19 protein-coding genes are annotated in these 22772 nt (G+C 57.7%); 4 read left to right on the top strand and 15 right to left on the bottom strand.

The window, feature by feature from the left end; all coding sequences use genetic code 11:
- Position 1 precedes the first annotated feature (1 nt).
- Both JFL75_RS20755 and JFL75_RS20750 read left to right on the top strand, forming a co-directional pair.
- Positions 2–892 (top strand): M23 family metallopeptidase, encoded by an 891-nt coding sequence (locus JFL75_RS20755; protein WP_223292725.1) that lies wholly within the window; start codon positions 2–4, stop codon positions 890–892.
- Between the two features lie 13 nt (positions 893–905).
- Positions 906–1784 carry a class I SAM-dependent methyltransferase gene (locus JFL75_RS20750; RefSeq protein WP_215628570.1) on the top strand — a complete coding sequence of 293 codons (879 nt, stop codon included), beginning with the start codon at positions 906–908 and terminating at the stop codon, positions 1782–1784.
- A 24-nt stretch (positions 1785–1808) separates the two neighbouring features.
- Here JFL75_RS20750 and JFL75_RS20745 read toward each other — a convergent pair whose 3' ends face one another.
- From JFL75_RS20745 to mnmA, 3 genes are all read right to left on the bottom strand, one after another.
- Complete coding sequence (locus JFL75_RS20745; protein WP_215628569.1) at positions 1809–2405, bottom strand: iron-sulfur cluster assembly scaffold protein; 597 nt, start codon at positions 2403–2405, stop codon at positions 1809–1811.
- Between the two features lie 55 nt (positions 2406–2460).
- Positions 2461–3645: a cysteine desulfurase family protein gene (locus JFL75_RS20740; RefSeq protein ID WP_215628568.1), complete on the bottom strand. Its 1185-nt coding sequence runs from the start codon at positions 3643–3645 to the stop codon at positions 2461–2463.
- A 154-nt stretch (positions 3646–3799) separates the two neighbouring features.
- Positions 3800–4993, bottom strand: a complete 1194-nt coding sequence (gene mnmA / locus JFL75_RS20735) for a tRNA 2-thiouridine(34) synthase MnmA (RefSeq protein ID WP_215628567.1) — start codon at positions 4991–4993, stop codon at positions 3800–3802.
- 103 nt (positions 4994–5096) lie between these two features.
- Here mnmA and JFL75_RS20730 point away from each other — a divergent pair, with 103 nt between their 5' ends.
- Both JFL75_RS20730 and JFL75_RS20725 read left to right on the top strand, forming a co-directional pair.
- The gene (locus JFL75_RS20730) at positions 5097–7043 is read left to right on the top strand and encodes a phosphohexomutase domain-containing protein (protein ID WP_215628566.1); all 1947 of its coding nucleotides are present in this window, start codon (positions 5097–5099) and stop codon (positions 7041–7043) included.
- A 55-nt stretch (positions 7044–7098) separates the two neighbouring features.
- Positions 7099–7521: a DUF3276 family protein gene (locus JFL75_RS20725; RefSeq protein ID WP_223292724.1), complete on the top strand. Its 423-nt coding sequence runs from the start codon at positions 7099–7101 to the stop codon at positions 7519–7521.
- 15 nt (positions 7522–7536) lie between these two features.
- On the opposite strand, the gene rnhB is transcribed toward JFL75_RS20725, so the two are convergent.
- From rnhB to JFL75_RS20665, 12 genes are all read right to left on the bottom strand, one after another.
- Positions 7537–8124, bottom strand: a complete 588-nt coding sequence (gene rnhB / locus JFL75_RS20720; protein ID WP_215628565.1) for a ribonuclease HII — start codon at positions 8122–8124, stop codon at positions 7537–7539.
- Complete coding sequence (locus JFL75_RS20715; RefSeq protein ID WP_215628564.1) at positions 8108–9277, bottom strand: hypothetical protein; 1170 nt, start codon at positions 9275–9277, stop codon at positions 8108–8110. Before JFL75_RS20715 ends, rnhB begins: the two co-directional genes overlap by 17 nt.
- On the bottom strand, positions 9274–11190 hold the full coding sequence (locus JFL75_RS20710) for a hypothetical protein (RefSeq protein ID WP_215628563.1): 1917 nt from the start codon (positions 11188–11190) through the stop codon (positions 9274–9276). The genes JFL75_RS20715 and JFL75_RS20710 overlap by 4 nt, the downstream gene beginning before the upstream one ends.
- Positions 11191–11201: 11 nt before the next feature.
- Positions 11202–14216, bottom strand: a complete 3015-nt coding sequence (locus JFL75_RS20705; RefSeq protein ID WP_215628562.1) for a hypothetical protein — start codon at positions 14214–14216, stop codon at positions 11202–11204.
- 8 nt (positions 14217–14224) lie between these two features.
- Positions 14225–14827 carry a phosphoribosyltransferase gene (locus tag JFL75_RS20700; RefSeq protein ID WP_215628561.1) on the bottom strand — a complete coding sequence of 201 codons (603 nt, stop codon included), beginning with the start codon at positions 14825–14827 and terminating at the stop codon, positions 14225–14227.
- Between the two features lie 351 nt (positions 14828–15178).
- Positions 15179–16174: a Gfo/Idh/MocA family protein gene (locus JFL75_RS20695; protein ID WP_215628560.1), complete on the bottom strand. Its 996-nt coding sequence runs from the start codon at positions 16172–16174 to the stop codon at positions 15179–15181.
- Positions 16171–17289 carry an aminotransferase class V-fold PLP-dependent enzyme gene (locus JFL75_RS20690; RefSeq protein WP_215628559.1) on the bottom strand — a complete coding sequence of 373 codons (1119 nt, stop codon included), beginning with the start codon at positions 17287–17289 and terminating at the stop codon, positions 16171–16173. The genes JFL75_RS20695 and JFL75_RS20690 overlap by 4 nt, the downstream gene beginning before the upstream one ends.
- A 44-nt stretch (positions 17290–17333) precedes the next feature.
- Complete coding sequence (locus JFL75_RS20685; RefSeq protein ID WP_215628558.1) at positions 17334–18479, bottom strand: Gfo/Idh/MocA family protein; 1146 nt, start codon at positions 18477–18479, stop codon at positions 17334–17336.
- Between the two features lie 22 nt (positions 18480–18501).
- On the bottom strand, positions 18502–19854 hold the full coding sequence (locus JFL75_RS20680) for a GH1 family beta-glucosidase (RefSeq protein WP_215628557.1): 1353 nt from the start codon (positions 19852–19854) through the stop codon (positions 18502–18504).
- 12 nt (positions 19855–19866) lie between these two features.
- Positions 19867–20331: a VOC family protein gene (locus JFL75_RS20675; protein WP_215628556.1), complete on the bottom strand. Its 465-nt coding sequence runs from the start codon at positions 20329–20331 to the stop codon at positions 19867–19869.
- A complete protein-coding gene (locus JFL75_RS20670) occupies positions 20312–21361 on the bottom strand; it encodes a mannonate dehydratase (protein ID WP_215628555.1) in 1050 nt (349 codons plus the stop codon). The genes JFL75_RS20675 and JFL75_RS20670 overlap by 20 nt, the downstream gene beginning before the upstream one ends.
- Positions 21362–21364: 3 nt before the next feature.
- Positions 21365–22762, bottom strand: coding sequence for a mandelate racemase/muconate lactonizing enzyme family protein (locus JFL75_RS20665; protein WP_215628554.1), 1398 nt, complete (start codon positions 22760–22762; stop codon positions 21365–21367).
- Positions 22763–22772: the final 10 nt, after the last annotated feature.

The following is a 22772-nucleotide window of genomic DNA, read 5'->3' as shown; positions in this document are numbered from 1 at the left end:
CATGAAGGTTTTTTTCAAAAAAGCAATAATCTGCTGTTTGTGGCTGGCGGGAATTTTTCCCGCGGGAGAAGAACGGATTGCGGGAGCCATGGACTGGCCCGATCCCGAAGCTCCGGTGCTGTACGATTTCGGCTATAATTCCGGAAGAACTCCTACCCTGGGTTATTCCTTTGTCTCGGAGGGGCCGGTCAGATCCGTGGATTCCGGTGAACTGATCTTCGCCAGAGATGAAAACGACCGCGCGTCAAAGCTGCCGTCACCCATGGGAGCGTGGCTTGCCATGGACCATGGAGACGGCCTGATAGGCATTTACGGCCGTATGAAAAACAGGGAACAGGAAACATCCGTTCTGGCGGATCAGGGCAGCATACTCGGTTTCTCGGGACGCTCAGGGTGGACACCGGGAAACGGATTTTACTTTTCGTTCTACGATAGGAAAGAACACCGGTGGGTAAATCCGGCCATGATCCTGCCCCCTGTCCCCGACACCCGCGCTCCCCTAATTGTTTCCGTAACCCTCCTGAATCAGGAAGACCGGAGATTCAATCCCGTTCAGCAGCGGACCATTCCCCAGGGTCTGTATTCAATATTAGTGGAATCAAATGATACCCGGACAACCGCCCGGGATACACCCTTAAGCCCGCACCGGATTATCTGTTCAGTTAACGGGGTTGAAGCCGGTTCCCTTCACTTCGAAACCCTCAGTGCCCGGAACGGGGTTCTTCTGGCGGCCCGGAACCGCGCCGCGCCGGCGGAACAGGTGTACGCACCCTACCCATCCCTGGAAATCGGTGAGGTCTGGCTCAACCGGGGCCTGGTAACCATGGAAGTAATTGTCCAGGATATTGCGGGAAACAGCCGGAATGTGACGTACCGGCTTACGGTGGAATAACGGCGCGGACGGCATGGGCGGAAAAACGGTTAAAACCTGGTCAACTCCTCCGGCGGCGGAACCGCGGAATCTCATACCCTGCGCCGTCTGCGGATCGGAAACATTCCGGCTCGCCCTGGACTGCGGGGATTTCTCCTACGTCCGCTGCGGTTCCTGTTCCCTGATCCAGATGAATCCCCAGCCGGCGGCCGAAGCCGTGGCGGACCGTTACGGAGCCGCCTTCGGTTCCGATTACCTGGAGTACGAATTAGCCAATGAAACGGCTTTTCTCGGCCTCCAGAAAAAAGCCCTGGAGGACATACGGTTTGACGCCATTGAGACGGAAATAATCAGGAATAGTCCGGAGAAACCGCGGTTTCTCGATGTGGGCTGCGCCACCGGGGCGCTGCTGGAGTATATCCGCGGCCGGGGCTGGGTCGGCACCGGAATCGAAATATGCGGCCCATCGGCGGCTTACGCCCGGGAAACCCGGGGCCTCGATATCAGGGAACTTCCCCTGGAAAAAAACCGGTTTCCGGAAGACTCGTTTGAGATAGTCCACGCGTCCCACCTCATAGAACATCTCAACAATCCCCGGGCTTTTACAGAAGAAGTCCGCAGAATTCTCGTTCCCGGGGGAAAATTCCTCGTCACCACCCCGAATATCGCGGGTTTCCAGGCGAAACTGTTCCGGGAACGGTGGCGCTCCGCGATCTTCGATCACCTGTATCTTTTTTCCCGCGAAACCCTGAAAAAACTTCTGGAACAGTCCGGGTTTACCGTTACAAAAACCGTAACCTGGGGCGGTCTGGCCGCGGGGATTGCCCCGCTTCCGGTCAAGCGGATCATGGATTCCGCCGCAAAACGGTTCGGTTTCGGGGATGTGATGATGATACTCGCGGAAAAACGGTAAACCCGCCGCCGTCAGGGCCGCCGGCTAATCGTCGCCGTAAATGTGGGAAAATTCATGGAGCAGTTCCAGGGACTTTCCCTTGCACTTTCCGCAGACGGTTCCGATCTTTGTGGCCTGCTGGAGATCCTCCCAGGTCCGGGCTCCGTTCTTGTAAGCCTCTTCGAGATCCTTGTCGGTGATTCCCAGGCATTCGCAGACCACCGTGGCTTCTTCCTTAAACAGGCCGGAACGGCCGGTCTTATTGAGGTAATCGTCAATAGCCGCCCTGAGGGCCTTATCCCCGAGAACGGAACAGTGGATTTTATTGTTGGGAAGCCCTCCGAGTTTGTCCACCAGATCCTCTGGCTTAACGTTGTAGGCATCCTCGATGGTCATTCCCTTGATGGTTTCCGACAGCATACTGGTGGAGGCGATCGCGCTGGCGCACCCGTAGGTTTTCCACCGGACATCGGTGATGACATCGTCCTTTATTTTGAGCAGCACCAGCATCTGGTCGCCGCATTTTATATTTCCCGTTTCCCCCCGGCCGTCCGCGGCAAAGGTGGATTCATCTTCCATGAGTACGTTCCGGGGATTCATGAAATGGTCTTTCACGATATCCGAATACAGCCAATCCGCCATGTATCTCTCCTATTCATCAAATTCAACAAATACTTTTATGCTGAAAGCGCCGGATCTATGATTTCACCGTGGACATAGCCCTGAGGCGGGAAATAATCGGCGGCACCGTATCAATCACATACTGAATATCCTCTTCCGTGGTTCCCCAGCCCATACTGAACCGGATTGACCCGTGGGCCAGCTCCGGGCCGACCCCGGTGGCCATGAGCACATGGGAAGGATCGAGGCTTCCGGAAGCGCAGGCCGAACCGGTGGACGCCTCTATGCCCATGATGTCCAGGGAAAGCAGAATGGCCTCCCCCTCCGCGCCGGGGAACGAAACATTGAGGGTATTGGGCAGGACATCCACGGGGTGGCCGTTGATCTTTATGTTTGGCACCTTTTCCAGAAATCCCTCCAGGAGTTTGGTTCTGAGGGAAAGCATGGCGCGTCCGTACTCCGCAAGATCCCGTTTCGCCAGTTCAGCGGCCAGCCCGAAGCCCAGGATCCCGGTGTTGTTGTAGGTTCCCGCCCGGAAACCTTCCTCCTGGTGGCCGCCGTGGATCAGCGGGAACAGAGGGGCCCCCTTCCGCACATAGAGGGCGCCGATTCCTTTGGGGCCGTATATCTTATGGGCCGAAAGGGTGAGGTAATCGACACCCAGGGCGTCCACATCCACGGGAATTTTTCCCGCTGCCTGGACGGCGTCGGTGTGGACCCATGCGCCGGCGGCCTTGGCGATTTCCGAAACCGCCCGGATATCCTGAACGGTCCCGATTTCATTGTTGGCCATCATCACCGAGACCAGAAGGGTATTTTTGCTGACGAGACTCCGGAGTTCTTCAATATTTATTTTTCCGTCCCCGTCCACGGACAGGAAATGTACGGTGAATCCCAGGGATTTGAGATATTCCGCGGAATTGAGCACACAAGGGTGCTCTATGGCGGTGGTGATAATTTCGGCTCTGCCCTCCCGGAGGGGAACCCCGTCCGGCCCGGAGGCCAGGCGCCGCATGGTCTGGAAGACCGTATTGTTCGACTCCGAACCGCCGGAGGTAAAAATAATGGTCTCCGGAGAAGCGCCGATGAGATCGGCCGCGGCCGCGCGCGCGCCCTCGACCCGGGCGTGGGCGTACCGGCCCGACTCATGCATGCTGGAAGCGTTTCCGTATATTTCAAAATCCTCTATCATCGCGGCCTTGACTTCGGCCCTGAGGGGAGTGGTGGCGTTGTAATCCATGTACACTTTTTTTGACGGCATATTTTTCCTCAAATTATGGCTTTCTTAGAATATACTTATTTATTGTATTTTTCGCTACCGGAAGGTATTTTTTTATTACAGCCTCCACGGTTTTGGGAGCCGCCCTCCCATGCTTCTGTGCTCTTTACTATGGGATAACGCAGGTTCCCCGCTTTTACTCGATAATTCCGCCGCCGGCGATACAGCAGAAACCGAGATCCCGGCCGGCAATGGGCCCGGCCGTTTCTCCGGACAGGGGAACGTAAAAAACCGCGGACTGTCCCGGGGCGACCGCCCGCTGGGGGGTGTCGAATTCCACCGAGACCCGGTTTCCCTCCCGGGGTGTAACCAGTCCCAGGGCAGGCGCGGCGGCGAGCCGTATTTTTATAAAGGCCCGGAAGGGTTCGGTCCCGAATCCGGGAGCCCAGACCGTGTCCGAGGCCTCGAGGGAGGCGGAAAAAAGCTCTTTCTCAGGGCCCAGAACGACCCGGTTGTTTTCCGCGTCCAGGGAAACAACGTAGAGCGGGTCCGGACCGATACTGACACCCACCCCCCGGCGCTGGCCGATGGTATACCGGTTGAGGCCCCGGTGCTTTCCGAGAATTCTGCCGCCGCTGTGGACCATATCACCCTGGGGGACCGGAGTTTTCGAGAATACGATGTCGAAATCTTCTTTGGCGATAAAATCCTGGGAATCCTTTTTTTCCGCCGACGCCAGTCCCCGTTCGGCGGCAAGCTTCCGGACTTCACTCTTTGTCATGGACCCCAGGGGAAACCGGGCCATCCGGAGCTGCTCTCCGCCGAGGCGGTGGAGAAAATAGCTTTGGTCCTTTGAGGCATCCTTCCCGGGAGCCAGGTAAATTCCCCTTTCGGGTTCGCCGCCGGGGGACAGGAGCCGGGCGTAATGGCCGGTGACAAAGAAATCGAATTTCTTCCCCATATCCCTGAGGGCTTCGGGCAGCAGGCCGAATTTAATAAGGGGATTGCACCGGAGGCAGGGATTTGGGGTTTTCCCGCGGAGATATTCATTCCGGTAATAATCCATCACCGCTTCTTTGTACGGTACCCAGAGGTCGATCACATGGTACTCGCCGCCGAGGCCGGCGCAGAGCCGGTGGCAGGTCTCTTCATTTTCTTTTTTAAGGGGACCGTAGCAGCCGCTGCCGCCGCCTTCAGGAAATACGAGCTCCGGGTCATGGAGGCTCATGGTAACGCCGATAATTCTGCACCCCCGTTCGGCCATGAGAACCGCGGCAAGGGATGAATCGACACCTCCGGACAGGGCCACCGCAACGGTGGCTCCCGGAGGCGGGAGCGGGACTTCCCGGAGGGGATCGGAGAAAAAAAATCCGGAATTCGAAGGATTCATACGGTTCCGGCGGATACTAGAATTGGATTCATAAAGCAAGGTATAATACCTGCCCGGGCTTTTTTCGTCCAGTATGGGAAGCTATGCCAAAGGAGTCGACACGATGGCAATAATCCGGAGTCCCGAATCGGGACTTATCATAGGTGATCCAGAAAATATTCCCCTCGGCGATGCCGAAAAAAATATAACCGCGGCGGATCTTAAGAACGCCGTGGACAGGATGATTCTTTCATCCTCGGGATGGCGCACGGTTTTTGCGGAAAACGGAGATGAGGAAAACCGGGAATCCGGAATTTCACCGGTTTATAGAATAATTATGGCCACCGGCGCGGCGGTTTTCGCCGATTATCTGAAAAAAACGAGCGGCAGCAGCAATCCGGCGGTTATTGTCGGCCTGGATACGCGGCCCACGGGCCAGAGCATCGCCGATGTAATGATCCGGGCTTTCCTCAGTGAGGGCTGCCGGGTACGGTATATCTTTATCACCGCCGCCCCGGAGATTATGGCCTATGCCCGGTACTGCGGCGCAAAACCCGCGGGCAGCGGCGGAGACGCCCAGGGCTTCGCCTATATTTCCGCGAGCCACAACCCTATAGGCCACAACGGCCTCAAGTTCGGCCTTATTGACGGCGGGGTTCTTCCCGCCCCGGAAGCGGACGGACTCATACAGGAATTCCGGCGGCGGATAGCCCTGCCGGATGCCGCCGGCCGGGCGGTAACATCCGTAACCGGCGCCGATATACCGGCGCTTACGGAAATCTATTCCGGGGTATCCGCAGCGAAACAGGAAGCCTACCGGGCGTATTATGATTTTACCCTGGAGGTGGTTACCGGCACCCGGGACACCGGCCGGCAGAATGATCTCCTGGAAACCGTTAAGCGGGGCATTGCCCGGAATTCCCTGGGACTGGTGGCGGATTTCAACGGGTCCGCCCGAACCATGAGCATTGACCGGGAATTCTACACATCCCTGGGACTCAAATTCAGGACAATGAACGACAAACCCCGGGAGATTGCCCACCGGATCGTTCCGGAGGGAGAATCCCTGGAACCGTGTCGCCTTTGGCTGGAGGAGCTCCACGGCGAAGACCCCTCCATCATCATGGGATACGTTCCCGACTGTGACGGTGACCGGGGAAATATCGTATTCTGGGATGACCGCCAGGGAAAAGCCCGGAGCCTTGAGGCCCAGGAAGTGTTCGCCCTGGCCTGTGTTTCCGAGCTGGCCCATCTCGTATGGACCGGAGAACTCCGGTACGATCTCAAGGGCAATGCCCTGGACAAGGTCGCTTTGGCGGTCAACGGACCGACATCCCTCAGGATTGACCGTATTGCCCAGGCTTTCGATGTGCCGGTATTCCGCGCGGAAGTGGGGGAACCCAATGTGGTGGGTCTTGCCCGGAAACTCCGGGAAAAGGGCTACACCGTACGCATCCTCGGGGAAGGCGCCGCCGGGGGCAATATCACCCATCCTTCCGCGGTCCGGGATCCGGTGGATACAATTCTCGCCCTTATCAAGCTGCTTACCATCCGCAGCGAAGGCGAAAAAATGGGCTTTTTTGAACTCTGGTGCGACCTGTCGGACCAGGCCGAAACCTACCGGGCGGATTTTACCCTTACGGATGTAATCGCCGCCCTGCCCGCCTTTGTAACCACCGGCGCCTATGTAGCCGACGCCCTCCTCAAAGTAAAGACCGCCGACCACAGCGTTCTTAAAAACCGCTACCAGAAAATATTCCTCCGGGAGTGGGAGGAAAAAAAGGACCACCTGAAAAAACGCTACGGTATTACCCAGTGGGAAGCCGCGGCTTTTGTCGGAATGGAGGAGAAAAACGGCCTCGCCAATTTTGGTGAAGCCGGGAACGGCGGGCTTAAGATCCTGTTCAGCAATGAAAGCGGACATACCCTAGCCTGTATCTGGATGCGCGGCTCCAAAACGGAACCGGTATTCCGGGTTATGGCGGACGCGGAAGGATCGGACCCCAGGCTCGAGCGGGAACTTATCGAATGGCAGCGCCGGATGGTGACCGAAGCCGACAGCGCGGAATAACCGGGAACATACAGGCCGCCGGCATTGCGCCGGAAAACCTAACAAGGAAACAGACATGGGAATACGGGGAGAACTTTTTTCAACAAAGGTTTCGCTTCAGAACAGAACTTATTTTTTCAATGTAAAAGAAAACCGCATGGGGGATCTTTACCTCAATATTGTTGAAAGCAAAAACAAAGACGGCGGCGGTTTTGAGCGCCAGTCGGTAATCCTCTTTGCCGAAGATCTGACGGAATTTCTCAAAGGCTTCGACGATTCCCTGAGGGTTCTCGAAAAAGCCGCCCGGGAGAAGAAGCGGGAATCCGGGGCGTCCCGGAAAAACGCCGCTCCCCGGAACGACTCATCCGAGACAAAACGGGCAAAACCGGTGGTGGTCAGAAAAGGAAACGCTCCGGCAAAAAAGAAGAACGAAACCGCTCCGGCAAAACCCCGCAGAGCCAGGTCGGTAAAAACCCTTCCCCGGGACCGTGATTCTTAAATTCTCCCGGCTAAACTAAAACATCTCAAACTGGACCGGTTTGATCCTGAAACTGGCCCGCTGTATCGGCGAAGGACCGTGGCGGTGTATGCTCTCCAGGTGAGCCTTGGTGGGATATCCCTTGTGCTTTTCAAATCCGTATTCGGGATACAGCCATGAGTACCGTTCCATCATGCGGTCACGGGCGGTCTTGGCGAGGATTGACGCAGCCATTACTTGGGGTACCGTTCCGTCGGCCTTCACCACCGCCGTGCAGGGAATGGGAATTTCGGGAACATGGAGGCCGTCCACAATACCTTGAAGGGAATCCACAGCGATATCTTTCCCGATACGGGTCAGCATGTCACCGTACGCCCGCTCCATGGCCAGAAGGCTTGCGCGCAGGATATTGATGGAATCTATTTCCGCAGCGGAAGCCCAGCCAATACCCCAGGCCAGGGCTCCTGAGTAAACCGCAGCCATGGCGCGTTCCCGTTTCGGCGCGGTCAGCTGTTTGGAATCGTTCAGCAGTTCCGCCGGGAAATCATCCGGGAGCAGCACCGCCGCCGCGCAGACAGGTCCCGCCAGGGGCCCCCGTCCCGCTTCGTCAAGGCCGCAGATCATTTCCGGTTTCTCCGAAGGGACTTACCACCAGGGGGTAGGCTTTTCCGGCCCCGTTTCCCAGGGCGGTGGCAAAAAATCCCGCCGCCGCGTAAAAACGGGTCCTGCCGGGAACGGTGATATCCAGGAAACGGGCCGCCTCATATTCCACATTGGAAGCGCGCATTCCTCCGGTTTCATCAAAAACCATAATACCAAAGGGCATATCTTCCGGCCCGCTGATATACACCCGGTACTGCCGGGGTTCTTCGTTCACCGGCAGCAGGTACAGGGCGGCGCCTTCCGGCGGAACGGTAATACCGGAGACATAGGGGGTAACCGGTCCGAAGGAAGCATCCCCGTCAATGGAGAAAAATTCCTTTGCCCGGACCGATATTTCCCGCAACGCGGAAGCGTTAGGTTCAATCAAAGCCGCCACGGGATCATGGTCTTCCCCGGCGGGAACCGGCGGGTCGGCGGCGTACAATCCGATGGTTCCGTTTCCGTGGAACGCAGCCATTACGGCGTATCCGGGAATATACACCAGCGGGCCTGCGGCCAGATAATCCCCGGGGATTTCCCTGTCCACGGTCAAGTCATTCCGGTTAAGGATCAGAAAGGACGGCCGGGCGCTGGCCAGAATGAGGAAATCCCCCAGTATCAGGGGACCTGCGGTAAGCATATAGGAATGATCCCAGGTACGGAGCAGTTTACCCTCCGGCGCCGGATCCACAGATCCGGACTCCCGGGTCCCGGAGGATGAGTCCCCGAAGACCTCACGGACTTCCAGCCGGCCGTCCCGTATGGAATACAGTGTTTTGCCTGAACGGGCCCGGACAGTTTCCCGGACAGCGGTTCCGCTGATCTCCGCATTTTCCGCCGGGATTGTTCCCAAAATGGCTGTACTGCGGGAACCGGAACGGACCGCGAGGAACCCGTCGCCGAAGATCGCTTCCTCCGGAAAGGGATCGTCAAGTCCGCGGATTGCGGGAAGGGAAAAGACCGGAACCGCGGAGCTGCTGTCATAGGAAAACCACCGAGCCTGAAACAGCTCCTGCGCCGGCTCGTTTCCCTGGGACGATCCGTTTTTTCTTTTTTCAAGCATATCCCTGAAGGAACAGGAACTTACAAGCAATACTCCGGCGGCAATAACAGCCGCCAGCTGTCCGTACTTCACCGCAAACCTCCGCCGTAGGGCTGACCCGCCAAATCCGGAGGCAGGGAAAGGAAACGCGCAAAGGGAAAAACAGAGCCTGAAAGGGTCCGGTAATTCCCATAGGAACCTTCAAAATCCGCGGAGGGAAAATTCATGATGTACCAGGGAATTCCGTACCGGCCGGAGAGCGTTTCCATAACAGCGTTCAAAACAGCCGGCGCGGCGCTTGTTTCCCCGGTGACCGCATTTTCCGCGGGAATATCCCACTCCATGGAATCAAGTTCCCGTTTCTCATATAAAGCGGGGATCATACAAACCAGAAAACCGCCCTGGAACAGGAACGGGGCGTCTGAAAAGATTTGTCCGTAGGCAGCATCCGCCGCGGGAATCCGGATAACCGTACCGTCGGGCAGGGACCGTTCCGCGGCGGCGCTGCAGCGGACCCGCAGCGGTGATACGGAAGTCCGGTACTGCAGAGCAATGGCCCAGTCATCATCCAGGGGCAGCAGGGAACCCAGGGATTCAAGGTATAGTTCCAGTGCTTCTTCAAGCCGCTGCCGCAGCGGACCGTACCGGGCGCCGCTGTCCAGGGCGGCGGCCGCGCCCGGGTCATCAGCAAGAATCCCCGTATAGGCTTCGATCAGGGTGAGATCCGCAAGTCCGGCGGTACTGAGAAAAAAAGCTTCGCCCCGGAAAACCGCGTCCAAATCGAGACTGCCGCCGCTTTGCGGAAGGGCCTCTTCGGTCTTTTCCGCCGCTTCCTCCGTAATATCCGGCGTACCGTCAGGGGCAGACCGGGAAATTCCGGTTTCATCAAAGACCGCGGGCCCGGGGAATTCCCGGACAGGGACCGCCGCCGCGGCATGGATTCTGCGGATTCCCTGCCGCACATCCCGGGGGTCAAGCCGGAATTCCTCGTAAAAACCGGAACCGAGAAGGTTTCCGCCAACAAATAAAATTGAAAATAGTTCCGCGAAGGCGCCGCGGTAGTACCGGTCCTCAAAGAGAACCCTGTGAAGCGGTACGGCCTCCACCGCGTTGAGGTTTCCCAGGAGCGCCGCCAGGGCGTCAAATCCCTGGTAGGGGACTTTCCCCGTACCCTTCCGGGAAGCTCCGTACCAGGCGCACACCGCCGCCGCGGGGTAGACGTCCCGGAGGAGTTTGCGGGCGGCGTATTCCGCCACGAAATCGCCGTAATGGGCTCTGAAGAGCCCTTCTTCAGGATTAAGTTCCCCCAAAGCGGCGGAGGAAAAATCAAAGGCCGACGCGAGGTACCGCGGACTGCCGCCGGTCAGGGCAAGGAGCCATTCCCGGTACGCGCCGGCGTCGAGATTTTCCGCCGCTCCGCAGAGAAGCCTGAAGGTAATCACCGGGCAGTCGGGATGCGCGGCGATCAGCCGCTCCAGGGAAAAAACCAGGGAAGCCAGGGCTTCCGCGGACTGCGCGCCGAGTTCCGGCTCGAGGATTCCCGCGAGCTCTCTGCCGTTCCGGGCGATCTGTTCTTCCAGGCTGCTGAGGCGGAACGATCCGCCGGTATCTTCGGGAGAAAAGCCGCCCTCGCCGAGCTTCAGGGCCGTTTCCCACCGCAGACGGAGAGCCGTTTCCAGTTCCTGGGGCGCCGAGGCAAGGCTGATTTTCCGCTTAAGCAGATGCTGTCCCGCGGTGCTGAATCCATGGACACTGTTTCCGTATTCGTCCAGAAGATTCATGAGCAGCGCCCCTTCCCGGATATACCGGGCTTCCTGCTGCAGCAGCTCGCTCCGGCTTTCCCTCAGGACTTTGGAGGACTCTTCCATACCATGGAAAAGCGTTTCGGCCTTCGCAGCCTGGGTTTTGGAAAGGAAAGCGAAAATAGTTTCTTCGGAAAAAGCGGAACCGGGAACTGCCGCGGAACAGAGAAGAAGAAGACACACATTCCTGATGATTCTGCCCATGGAGCCTCCGATTACCGGGACAGGGTATTGTCCTGTCCGGGGGGTGCAAAAGAACGGTTGAATCCCCGGAGGCTGTCCAGGGGATATTCATTGCCCAGTATATGGGTAAATCCGGTAAAAACATTGTTCCCGATAAGTCCCGGAATAGGAAGCAGCGGATTTCCGGCAGAAGGAGCCGCGGAAAATATCTCCGACCGGCCGGCGGTCCCGGTAAAACGGAACGTGCAGCCGCTGACCGTCGGAAAAACGCCCCGGATATCCATGGCTTTTGCCACAAAGGAAGCGGCGAGCAGGAACGTGCTGTCCCTGCATACCGCCGCGGTATTATCCAGCACCACAACGATCCCATCCCGGGCCGCCGCGGAAAACCGGCAGTCAGTGACGGTGAGCCGGGAATTGCTGCTCTCCAGCACCGACGCGTAATCACCGCTCTGACAGCGGAATTCAGAACCCTTCAGTTCACCCTGGACCCGGGTGAGAAGGAATAGGGTTCCCGTCTGTCCGGTCCCGCCGGCAACGGTGCTGTCCAGGACCGAAAGGTTTCCGTTTTCCATTTCCAGCAGGAGTCCGTTGCTGCCGTCCATACTCAAACCGCTTTCGGCAATCTCAATGGTTCCGCCGCGCGCGGCGATAACGGGAAGCCGCCGTTCTTCAGACACCGTTGATAAAACCGAACTTTGATACAGTGAAAGACGCGATTCCCCCGACATTGTGAGGAACTGGCCCCGGTGTTCCGCGGAGACCCCGGAAAGGACCAGGGTTCCCCGGTTTTCAATACGGAAGACCGGCCCCGGGGAATTTCCGCCTTCAATCTGCAGGTTTGACAGTGTCAGTTCGCCGCCGCTGACCACCAGGGACGCCCCGGGTTCCGGCATCAGCCGGGTCTTTGTTTCCGCCGGTTCCCAGCGGCTGTCAAAATTCCCCAGAACGCTGAAGCTGCCGGTTACCGCGGCATTCCCGGTGAGCAGGGCGGCGCCGCTTACCCTGATGAGCCGCCGGGATTCGCGGCCCGCCAGGGCAAGGGCTTCATCGAGGGACTCAAAGGGGTTTTCCCGGCTTCCGTCACGGACAGGTCCGCCCTTTACGGAAGCGGATACGTATACCGTGGACGGATCGAGAATAAAAGTACGGGTGGTTACGATGCTGATATTTCCCGCGGAATCTTCGGTAAACGCCTCAATGCGCACCGCGGTGATTTCGTTTTTCTTTCCTTCAATTTCCAGGGTATCTATTCCCCGGAGAACATCCGTATTCCCGGAGGAATCTTCGGTTCGGGCGATAATATACGAGACACCATCGGAATCACCGGAAGGGGGAATCACCTTTACCGCAGCGGGCCCCCGGACCCAGGCACCCTCCTCCGGCGCGGCCAGCGCCGGCGCTTCGGGGGCCAAACGGTCGGCATGCCATGAACGGATTACATTCCCGCCGCTGCCGATAAAATACCAGGTGATATCCTCACCGTCGGAAACATCCGGAGACATTCCATCCAGCTGCGGTCCGGACAGCGGCAACAGATCGGAAGCGAATACGGTCTCACCGGGACCGGGTTCCGTATCCGAAAAGGGATTCCTGTTTCCGGAAGCGGTATACTGGTAGGCAAACCTGCCCCGGATAAGGCTGTCATCCTCCGGCGGCGGAACCTGAAGCACCGGATCGACCTCAGCCGCGAAGGGTTCTCCCGCGGCGGTATTGCCGGTATCGATCCACCGCAGAACAGCGGCGGCGGGTCCTATCAGGACCGGAGCCGAAGCCGTATGCCATTCCGGCGCGGCACCCAGAGAGTAGCGGATCGTCCGGGAATTGCCGCTCCAGCAGACGACCCGGCTGTTTCCGGAATAGACCAATTTAGGGAGCTCTGTCCCCGCCGGGACCTGCCCGGAAACCGTCCGGAGCACCGTGCTGCCCATATTTGGAGAAGCGGCCGTGGTGTTTTCCGGAAGATTTTCGGTGGTCTGTTTCCCTACGGAAAAAACAAAACGGTAAATGCCGTCCCCTGAGGAAAGATGGAGCGGCAGGGAACGGTACGCCAGCGGCTGAGGTCTGATTCTGACATCGGAGCCGCCGGGAAACACCGGACGGCCTCCCACCGACCAGGTATATTCCGGTATTATGGGTACTGAAGTTTCATCGGAAATATCCCGTTCTTCCAGGGATCTCAGCCGTTTGAGAAAGGGGTCCTGCTCCAGCCGCCGCTCGGAAGCGAAGGGATTTACCGTGTAGGTAACCGATTCTTCCTCGATGCGGCCATCCTCATGGCAGACGGCGATACGGAGTTCCACCTGGCCCAGGGCTTCTATAAGAACCGGGGTTGTGTACGGAATACCGCCTTCACCCAGGGGATCGCTTCCGTCGCTCGTCCAGAAAACGGTACGCCCGTTCAGGTTGTGAATCACCAGCCGCTGAGGATTGGCCCACTCACCGGAAACGGGGTTCGCCACCCGCACCGGGGGAAGGTCGAAAAAGAACGGCATGGGTTCTGAACAATTCCCGGCGCCGTCAACGGCCCAGACAACCGCGGAATAGGAAAGCGGCGGAAGCGCCGCGGCTCCAAGGTCGTCTATGTATTCCGGACTTCCGCCGGAGTCGATATACGCCGCTGTGCGGGCACCGGTTTCCTGGGTGCAGGTGAACCGGATCAGGCCTTCAGCGTCTATAAAGGGCCGTATTCCCGGAGAAGCTGGAGGCTTCTTGTCAATGACAATAAGAAAACTCCGCGCGTCCAGGACCGCGTCATCGGGAAGGGCGGAACGCCGTTCCGCCTGGAGCCGGTAAACCGTTTCTTCCCCGGGATCACTCCGGAGGGTGATTGAAGCCGGCCCGTTTCCCCGGTAGGATTCGGCGCCGTTCAGGACCAGCCTGATCCGTTCACCGGCGGGTACCGAAAACCACAAGGTCTGGTCATCAGCGTACAGCCCTCCCGCGGCGTTGGTTAGAATCAGGGATCCTTCCTGAGCCTGGCCGGCGAGGGAACAGACGAGAATCAAACCCAGCAGCAGACCGCCTGCGATTTTCCGGTATACCATGGTACTCCTCAGTTTATTTTATCGAGGATCGGCTTAAGGTCCGGATCGTGTTTGTAGTAGTGCCGGTCCAGCTCTTCCGCCGTAAGTCCGACCAGTTCGTGGCTTAAATAATGAATCCAGGAATCCTCATCCTTGACCGACAATTCATGCTTCCGGCACCAGTAATCAGGCTGGATGGGAAGCTGTTCTTCCTTGTCAAAAAAGTATTTGTAATCGTGGACCGCCACCTTGAGGTCCTTCCGCGGGATACCTTTGCTGAGGATTATTTCCGCGAGGTGGTTGATGGTTCTGCCGGTATCGTAGATATCGTCCACCAGCAGTACCTTGTCCCCGATCCGGAGATGGTCCGGCGCGTAAGTCCAGCCTTCCACCATAATCTGCTCGGACTGGCAGATATCGGTATAGGACCGGGCGACCACCGCCGCGTAATACACCGGCCGCTCACCCCGGCGGACAATCTTGAAATATTCGCTTACCACATTGCCCAGGTACGCCCCGCCCCGGAGGGAAACATATATGACATCGGGGATAAATCCGTCCCGGTAGATCCGGTGTGCCATTTTGAGTGCGTTGTTCCGCACCACGTCATAGGGAAGAAATTCCTTATTCATGTTCTAATTGTACTATAGAGACGGAAAATATATCAATCATACTGAATCCAGGGTGTCTGCATGTGGTCACTTCAAAGTACTCAGCACCGCAGCATGGTTATTGCCAGGTTTAGGGGTCCTGCTGTTGGGTATGGGGTATGGCGCCGTGTCGGCCTGCGGCCTCGAAAGTCGCTCATACCCCATACCCGACAGCACCCCATGGTACTGGTATGACACCATGCTGCGGTGCTGCTGTTTTTGTATATCCTGCAGGTACCCTGTGGCAGGAAGTACTTGAATTTCTATCGGTCAATGGTCTCATACGTTAATGCTGATTAAGCGGTATAACAACAGCATGGAGGGAACAGGCGCCTATTCAAAGGGGTAACGGAAATCCCACCGGGAACGGACCGCATCCATGGTTTCCATGATACGCAGGGATTCCTCCGGAGGCATTACGGGGCTTTCTGTCTGGCCCGCCCTGAGGCAGCGCTGGACCTCTTCAACTTCGTAATTATATCCGTTGGAAATAAAATCGGGCTCACACCGCTGGATATATTTTCCGTCAATAATAAGCGAAGAACTCCGTCCGAATACAAAATCGGGCAGATGGATCCGGCCCAGGGTTCCGTAGATCCAGGCGTCGCTGACCATGGTTGTCCGGATCGCGGCGCTCACCGCGGCCATCCGGTGGCCGCCGTAGGAGATTGTTCCGGTAAACTGCTCATCCACACCGGTTTCACCGAAGGACAGCAGTCCCGATACGGTCTCCGGTTTTCCGCCGCCGAATACCATTGAGGCGAATGAAATGGGATAGACCCCAGCGTCCAGGAGCGCCCCGCCGCCGAGGTTGATATTGAGGAGCCGGCCCTCGGGATTCCAGGGAACCGTAAACCCGAAACAGGCCTCCGCCATTTTTACATCCCCGATGAGGCCGTCTTCGAGCCAGGACCGTACCTTTGCCACCGCCGGCAGAAAACGGGTCCACATGGCTTCCATAAAAAATACCCCGTTGGATTTGGCGGAGGCTATGATCTCCGCCATTTCACCGGCATTGATGCAGACCGGCTTCTCGCAGAGTACCGCCTTCTTCGCCTCAAAAGCCTTGACCGCGTAATCCCGGTGGGTCGAATGGGGAGTGCCAATGTACACGGCGTCGATTTCCGGATCTGCGAGCATTTCCTCATAACTGCCGTAACCCCGGGGGATATTGAATTCCCGGGCAAAGCGGTCCGCCGTATCCTGTGACCGGGAAACCACCGCAGCGGCCCGGGCTCCCTCCGCGGCCCGGAGGCCTATGAGGAATTTCTTCACGATATTTCCGGTCCCTACCAGGGCCCAGTTGACGGTATCATTGGTTTTCATCATGACTCCTGTTTCATTTTTCTGCAGATATCCGTGAGGGCCGCGATAACAATAGCACATTCTTCGTCGGTCAGGTTCTGGGGACTGATAATCAGGGCGTTCTCCATACTGTCGCTTCCCGTGAAGATCCGCCGTTCCTTCATCCGGGCCGCCAATTCCGCGCTGGAATACCCCGGAGACAGAACCGCAAATACCCGGGGATAGGGCTGCCCTACGGAGCCGTGTTCCACCCGGCGGGGTTCAATAAAAGGAAATTCCTTCAGCGCGCCGATTATCCGGTCAGCCATGGCCGACAGCCGCCGGCTGTTTTCGCCGTGATCCATGGCCAGATAATTCTCCACCGCCACCCGGAGTCCGATCATATCTTCCCGGGAAGCCTTTGACGCCCGGCACACCCCGTGGTTGGGGGATCCGAAACGGATACAGTCGTCGATGTACCGCTGTCTGCCCACAATGAGCCCGCTGGCCTGGGGGCCGGATAGGGTCTTGCCGCCGCTGAAGATCACCATGTCCGCTCCCATCTCCGTGAATTTCCAAAGATTTTCCGCCGGAGGAAGCTGCGCGGCGGCGTCGACAACCACGGGGATCCCCGCCTCATGGGCGATTTCAATAGTTTTTTCCAGGCCGAGGCTTGCCCGGACAAAGTTAATCGCGGGAAAATAAAAAAGCCCCGCGGTTTTTTCACCAATGCTCCGGCGCAGATCATTTTCCCGGACCGTATCGGCGTCCCCCACCAGGCGTATTTTGCCGCCCGCGCCCTCGATAGCCTTATCGTAGCAGATATGCTGGCCGTGCATGACGATAAATTCATCCGGCGCGTCCCGGGTACTTGGAAGGCCGCGGTATATAAATTCATCACCCTGAGCGATGCAGACCGCCGCGCACAGCTGGACCCCGGCGGCGGCGCCGCCGCAGATGTAGGCCGCCTCATTCCGGGTGAGGCCGGCGATCTGACGCCCCAGAATCCGCTGCAGCTCAAGGAGGTCAACGAAACATTCCGAGATCTGGGACATGGCTGTCCGGGTTTCGGGGGCCATCCTGCTGGCGCCGTACAATGTCAGGGTATCGTGGGCATTGATATAGGGGGTTATACCGAATTTTTTAAGATAATCTTCCATAAAAGACATCACTCCGTTTTCATAGTATACAGGGAAGAAGCCCTTTAAACGGCAAGGCTCGCCTCAGGGTTTGAATTGGAATACTCGGGTCCCAAATATCCCCGGGGAAGCGGCGCCGGCCGTTCAAAGGTTGACTTCATGGTATACCATGTCTTTGTACGGCTGCTTTGATCAAGCCCCAGGAGAAGCTCCAGCCCGTGATAAGCCATTTCCTTGCTTGCCCGGGGCTGCCGGCCTCTGCGCAGAGACCAGGCCAGCTCCGCCGCTCCCAGGCCGCGGCTGTTGCCGGAAAATCCGTGGGTATGGGGAAACACAAAGGGTTCATTCTGGCCCTTAAGGAGGACCCGTACTTCCCCGCCGAATCGGTTGGGATCCGGAAGGTACAGGATACCCTCGCTCCCGTAGAGGATAAGCTGGGGCTGTTCATTCTGAATGCTGTTTGCGTTTAAATGAATTGTCCCGAGGGCACCGCCGGCGAAGCGGAAACTGCCGGCTACAAGGTTCTCGCTTTCTATGGTAAATTTCCCGCCGAAGTCGGGCCGGGCCAGATGGTAATGAGTCCGCTCCGGCCTGAAGGTTTCAGAAAAACCTGAAACCTCCGTAACGGGCCCCAAAATGCTGAGCAGGACGGTTATATAGTAGATTCCCACATCGGTGGCAATGCCGCCCCCGGGTTTGGCGGTATAGGGATATTTCTCCGCCATCCAGCCGCCGTCCCGGTTGAGCGCCGCGGAGCAGGATGTGATCTCCCCGATGATGCCGCTGTCCGCGATACAGCGGGCGGTCTGGGCCGCGGCGCCGAGGAACGTATCCGGCGCGGCCCCCAGGAGCAGTTTGTTTTCGCCGGCCAATGCCAGCAGTTCTTCCGCCTGATTTAAAGAAACGGTCAGGGGTTTTTCGGTATACACGTGTTTGCCGCCGGAAAGAAGTTCCTTAATTACCGGATAGTGGGCGCCGGGGGTGGTGAGGTTTACCGCGAGTTCTATTTCAGAATTATTGAGAATTTCCTCCATGGTCAGAACCGGGATCCCGTATTTTTGGGATGTCCGTTCCGCGGCGTCACGGTTGAGATCACAGCAGCCGGCTGTCTCAAGGACGGAAAAAACCGACGCCATATTCTCCAGATAGATATCGCTGATAACCCCGCAGCCTACCACCGCGGTCTTTACCTTCCGTATTCCCTCCGCCATATACCTCTCCAGTACCGGAAACCTATAATTCCAGGGCGTTGTTTTTTATGAGCCCGGAGTACCATTTCCCGCTTTGCTTGATAATCCGTTTCTGGGTTTTAAAATCAACATACACAAGCCCGAACCGGCTGTTGTAGCCGAAGCCCCATTCAAAATTATCGCTGAAGGACCACTGCATATATCCGGTCACATTGACCCCCGCTTCCATGGCGTTGTGCATGGCGGCAATGTGGCGCTTAAGGTAGTCCACCCGCTGGGGATCTTCCACGGCATGATCCACGTTTTCCACCTCATTGGTGGCGGTTCCGTTCTCGGTGATCAGTATCCGGTCTATGCCGTATTCGTTTTTCATGCGGAGCAGCATATCCGTGAAACCCTGTTCGGTTATAGGCCAGTCCCGGTCGTTCACCGGAACGAACCGGGGATTTTCAATTTTGAATCCCGTGGGCCAGACCTGGGGAGCGTCTTTGACGTAAAAATCGTTATAGTAATTGAGGCCGATGAAATCGAGTTTCTGGGACATCAGCTTGAGATCCTCATCCTTGAACGGCGGAAGGACCACACCTTTGGACGTGTACCACTGCACCAGATCCTCCGGGTACGTACCCCGGATGATCGGGTCCAGGAACCAGCGGTTGAGATAGCCGTCGGCCCGTTTCGCGGCATCGCGGTCTGCGGGGCAGTCCGAAAGAGGCAGCCGGCCCATAAGATTGAGGGCGATACCGATCTCCCCGGGGAGTCCGCTTTCCCGGAAGTACCGCACCGCCAGGCCGTGGCCGACATACTGGTAATACGCCACCCGGAGGGCGGTAGAAAAATCCCGGAGCCCCGGCGCCTGCCGTCCTTCGTAGTTTCCCAGGAATGCGGCGCAGTAGGGTTCGTTTAACGTCATCCAGTGCTTTACCCGGCCGCCGAGGCAGTCCATGACGGCTTTGGCGTATTCAAGGAAATACCCCGGCATATCCGGGTTCGCCCATCCGCCGATGTCCTGCATAGCCTGGGGCAGGTCCCAGTGGTAGAGTGTCGGATACGGCTCAATGCCCGCCGCCAGGAGTTCATCGGTCAGGCGGGAATAGAAGTCCAGACCTTTGGTGTTGACGGCCCCGGCGCCGCCGGGGATTACCCGCGGCCAGGCCACGGAAAACCGGTACGCCTTGAGGCCCATCTCCTTCATGAGGGCCACATCCTCCCGGAAACGGTTGTAGTGGTCGCAGGCAACGTCCCCAGTGTCTCCGTTGGCGATATTGCCGGGAACCGAACAGTACCGGTCCCAGATGGATTCGCCCCGGCCGTCCTGACGGACAGCCCCTTCTATCTGGTAGGAAGCCGACGCGGCGCCCCAGGCAAAATTCTCAGGAAATACCAGCCGTTTCATACTTCACGCCTCCTAGGCCTCATCGCTTTCAAGCAGCTCAATAAAGGTCTTAAGGGAATCACAGGCGTTGAAATACGCGTACCGTCCGTTGCCGCGGCGGTACTCCCCCTTCTGCTCCATGGTCATACCGAAATTTTCAAGATTGGTAATGTATTTCGTCATACCCTTTACATTGAAAGCCAGATGGTGGATGCCCTCTCCCCGGGTTTCCAGAAAGTCCCGCCAGACCGAAGGCGCCTCATTGGGCTGGATAAACTCAACCTGCAGATTCCCGAAATAAAAGAACGCCATAAAACATTCGGCATCGGGGGCGGGTTTTCCCTTGTACACGGTTTGGGTCACCGAATATTCTCCGCTCGAAACCGTCGGCGGGACCGGCACATCCAGAAAGCGGGCGACTTCCTGCTTTGTTTTTTCCACATCCGCCACAATAAACCCGATCTGGGAAATCGAAACATCATCCAATGGTCTGCTCATTTTGCTTTATCCTTTCCTGTTTGTTTTCCATTTTATCTATCGCCTCCATGAGGCCGCGGAGATACGCCGTATCGTTGATCCGTGCCCGGTGGCCCCAGGGTGTATCCCCTTCGATAGCCGGGACGTGGTCGCTCAGCAAAAAACCGTCAAACCCCGAATGCATCAGGGCGTACATGACTTCAAAGGGATCGAAATTCCCCTCCCCCAGGAGACATTCATGGAATTTCGGAACCGTCCCCCGGACGTCGCGCATGTGGGCATACACGAGTTTTTTTCTCGGACCGAAATACTCGATGGCTTCAAAAATATTCTTCGCCCCGCCGGGCATCTGGGAAAAAGTCCCGATGCAGAACAGCAGCCCCCAGTTTTTACTTTGCAGGAGCTCGTCCGCCCGTTTGTAGCTTTCCAAATCGATGAACATCCGGGCGATTCCCGATAACTGCGGAACAGGGGGATCATCGGGATGCAGCGCCATGGTCACACCGTATTCTTCCGCCGCGGGCAGAACCCGCTTCATAAAATACTCGAAATTCTCCCAGAGGAATTCCACGTCGGGAACCGGCACGTCCCGGCGCTGGCCGAAGTCGTCCATGTCGTCGATCCCCTGTTCCTGCAAAGCCAGGTCAAAGGCCTGCACCTTGGCGCCGTACCGGCCCAGGGGTGCGCTGTTGCTGGTACGCCACACGAAACTCGGGGAAAAATGGTACCCCAGCACCGGGATGCCCGCGCGCCCGAGATTCCGGATGGATTCGCAGACGTTGTCTATCTGCTCATTCCGCCCCTCTTCGCCGAGCATGGCCTTGTCGTAAAACCGGATGGGCAGGTTTTCCATGCCCTCCACAATTACGCCGTATTGGTCCGCCGCCTCCCGAAACTTGAGAAGATCCTCATACTCCCACCGCTTTTCCGCGGGCAGGTCAAAGGGAAGATTGAAGTGGACCCGGTCGATTCCGAGCTGCCGGGCGTCCGTCATGGTTTCCCGGTCAACCCTGCGGATCTGTCCGAAGGCGAGGCGCATGGAGTTTCCCACGGATCAGCTCCAGATCCTGTCCAGGGACGATTCTCCGTTCCAGTCGTCCGTGGATACCCAGATATTTTTTTCTTTTATCGGTCCGTGCTCCCGGATAAGATCTTCGTTGAGGGCTTCGATTCCGAGTCCCGGCGCGTCGCTTACCCGGATGAATCCGTTTTGTACCAGCGGCCGGGCCGGGCCGATAATGAGATCCTCCCACCAGGGCGAGTCAAATGCGTCGTATTCCAGGGCGAAGAAATTCTCCGTTGCCGTCGCCATATGGGCGGCGGCGGTGCTCGCGATGGGGCTTTCACACATGTGGACCGCCATGGAGGCTCCGTATTTCGCAGCCAGATCCCCGAGGCGTTTCGTTTCCAGGATTCCCCCGGAGGTCAGGATGTCGGGATGCACCAGGTCCAGGGCACCCGCGGCAAGGAGCGGTTCAAAACTTTCGGCCAGATACATGTCCTCCCCGGTGGCGATGGGTGCCGTGGTCGACTGCTTCAATACTTTGTACTGGTCCGTAAGGTACCACGGCAGCAAATCCTCCAGCCAGGCGAGGTTGAATCGCTCCATGCGCCGGGCGATTTTTACCATGTCCGGCAGGGGGAAGTGGCCGAAATGATCGATAGCCAGGGGAACCTTGTATCCGATCACCGAACGGACCTGTTCGACGTACGCTTCAAGTTCGTCGAGCCCTTGTTCGGTAATGTGCATATTGGTAAAGGGATGGGCGATTTTGTTGAAATCGTACAGCTCCGCGTTGGCCTTGGCTGTTGCCGCCCGGTCGCCCGCCAGAGCTACCTTTCGGCCCCGTTCCTCGGCGGCCCGGAGCCGCTCCACCCAATCCAGAGGACCGCCGCAGTTTCCTTCCTTGGCGGTGAGCAGTTCCACACTCAGGATTTTCAGCACCGTAAAGCCCTGGTCCATATAGCCTTTAAGCACGGCGCCGACATCCTTGGGGTCCATAAGCCGCCCGGTAAAACGGCCGTCTTCAATATGAATATCCCCGTAAAGCCGGACTTCATCCCGGAAGCGTCCGCCGATAAGCTGGTACACCGGCACGCCGTAGGCCTTTCCCGCGAGATCCCAGAGGGCGAGTTCCGCGGCGCAGACCCCGGCTGACTGCCGCGACGGCCCGCCGAACTGTTTTATCTTGCGGAAGAGCCGGTCCGCGTCGCAGGGATTCTCCCCGACCAGACGGCTTTTAAGCATCTTCAGGTAGGTAGCGCTGGCGCCGTCCCGCATTTCCCCGAACCCGGAAATTCCCTGGTTGGTTTCGAATTTTACGAGATGGCTGCCCCAGGGCGGCAGGTCGACCTTACAGATCTTGATATCCGTGATCCGCAGCTCCGAGGGCTTTGAGTTTGTGCTGACCCGATTCAGGGTTTCTGAATAATCCGGTTGTTTGCTGTCCAATTCCTGCCTC

The organism is Breznakiella homolactica (assembly GCF_016616095.2).
Taxonomy (GTDB): Bacteria; Spirochaetota; Spirochaetia; order Treponematales; family Breznakiellaceae; genus Breznakiella; species Breznakiella homolactica.
Note: the sequence above shows the minus strand (reverse complement) of the source record. Positions and strands in the feature narration are given on the sequence as shown.

What these genes read in the sequence shown, in the direction of transcription:
- JFL75_RS20755 (WP_223292725.1), top strand. Translation starts at nt 2, where the DNA reads ATGAAGGTTTTTTTCAAAAAAGCAATAATCTGCTGTTTGTGGCTGGCG.
- JFL75_RS20750 (WP_215628570.1), top strand. Translation starts at nt 906, where the DNA reads ATGGGCGGAAAAACGGTTAAAACCTGGTCAACTCCTCCGGCGGCGGAA.
- JFL75_RS20745 (WP_215628569.1), bottom strand. Translation starts at nt 2,405, where the DNA reads ATGGCGGATTGGCTGTATTCGGATATCGTGAAAGACCATTTCATGAAT.
- JFL75_RS20740 (WP_215628568.1), bottom strand. Translation starts at nt 3,645, where the DNA reads ATGCCGTCAAAAAAAGTGTACATGGATTACAACGCCACCACTCCCCTC.
- mnmA (WP_215628567.1), bottom strand. Translation starts at nt 4,993, where the DNA reads ATGAATCCTTCGAATTCCGGATTTTTTTTCTCCGATCCCCTCCGGGAA.
- JFL75_RS20730 (WP_215628566.1), top strand. Translation starts at nt 5,097, where the DNA reads ATGGCAATAATCCGGAGTCCCGAATCGGGACTTATCATAGGTGATCCA.
- JFL75_RS20725 (WP_223292724.1), top strand. Translation starts at nt 7,099, where the DNA reads ATGGGAATACGGGGAGAACTTTTTTCAACAAAGGTTTCGCTTCAGAAC.
- rnhB (WP_215628565.1), bottom strand. Translation starts at nt 8,124, where the DNA reads ATGATCTGCGGCCTTGACGAAGCGGGACGGGGGCCCCTGGCGGGACCT.
- JFL75_RS20710 (WP_215628563.1), bottom strand. Translation starts at nt 11,190, where the DNA reads ATGGGCAGAATCATCAGGAATGTGTGTCTTCTTCTTCTCTGTTCCGCG.
- JFL75_RS20705 (WP_215628562.1), bottom strand. Translation starts at nt 14,216, where the DNA reads ATGGTATACCGGAAAATCGCAGGCGGTCTGCTGCTGGGTTTGATTCTC.
- JFL75_RS20700 (WP_215628561.1), bottom strand. Translation starts at nt 14,827, where the DNA reads ATGAATAAGGAATTTCTTCCCTATGACGTGGTGCGGAACAACGCACTC.
- JFL75_RS20695 (WP_215628560.1), bottom strand. Translation starts at nt 16,174, where the DNA reads ATGATGAAAACCAATGATACCGTCAACTGGGCCCTGGTAGGGACCGGA.
- JFL75_RS20690 (WP_215628559.1), bottom strand. Translation starts at nt 17,289, where the DNA reads ATGGAAGATTATCTTAAAAAATTCGGTATAACCCCCTATATCAATGCC.
- JFL75_RS20685 (WP_215628558.1), bottom strand. Translation starts at nt 18,479, where the DNA reads ATGGCGGAGGGAATACGGAAGGTAAAGACCGCGGTGGTAGGCTGCGGG.
- JFL75_RS20680 (WP_215628557.1), bottom strand. Translation starts at nt 19,854, where the DNA reads ATGAAACGGCTGGTATTTCCTGAGAATTTTGCCTGGGGCGCCGCGTCG.
- JFL75_RS20675 (WP_215628556.1), bottom strand. Translation starts at nt 20,331, where the DNA reads ATGAGCAGACCATTGGATGATGTTTCGATTTCCCAGATCGGGTTTATT.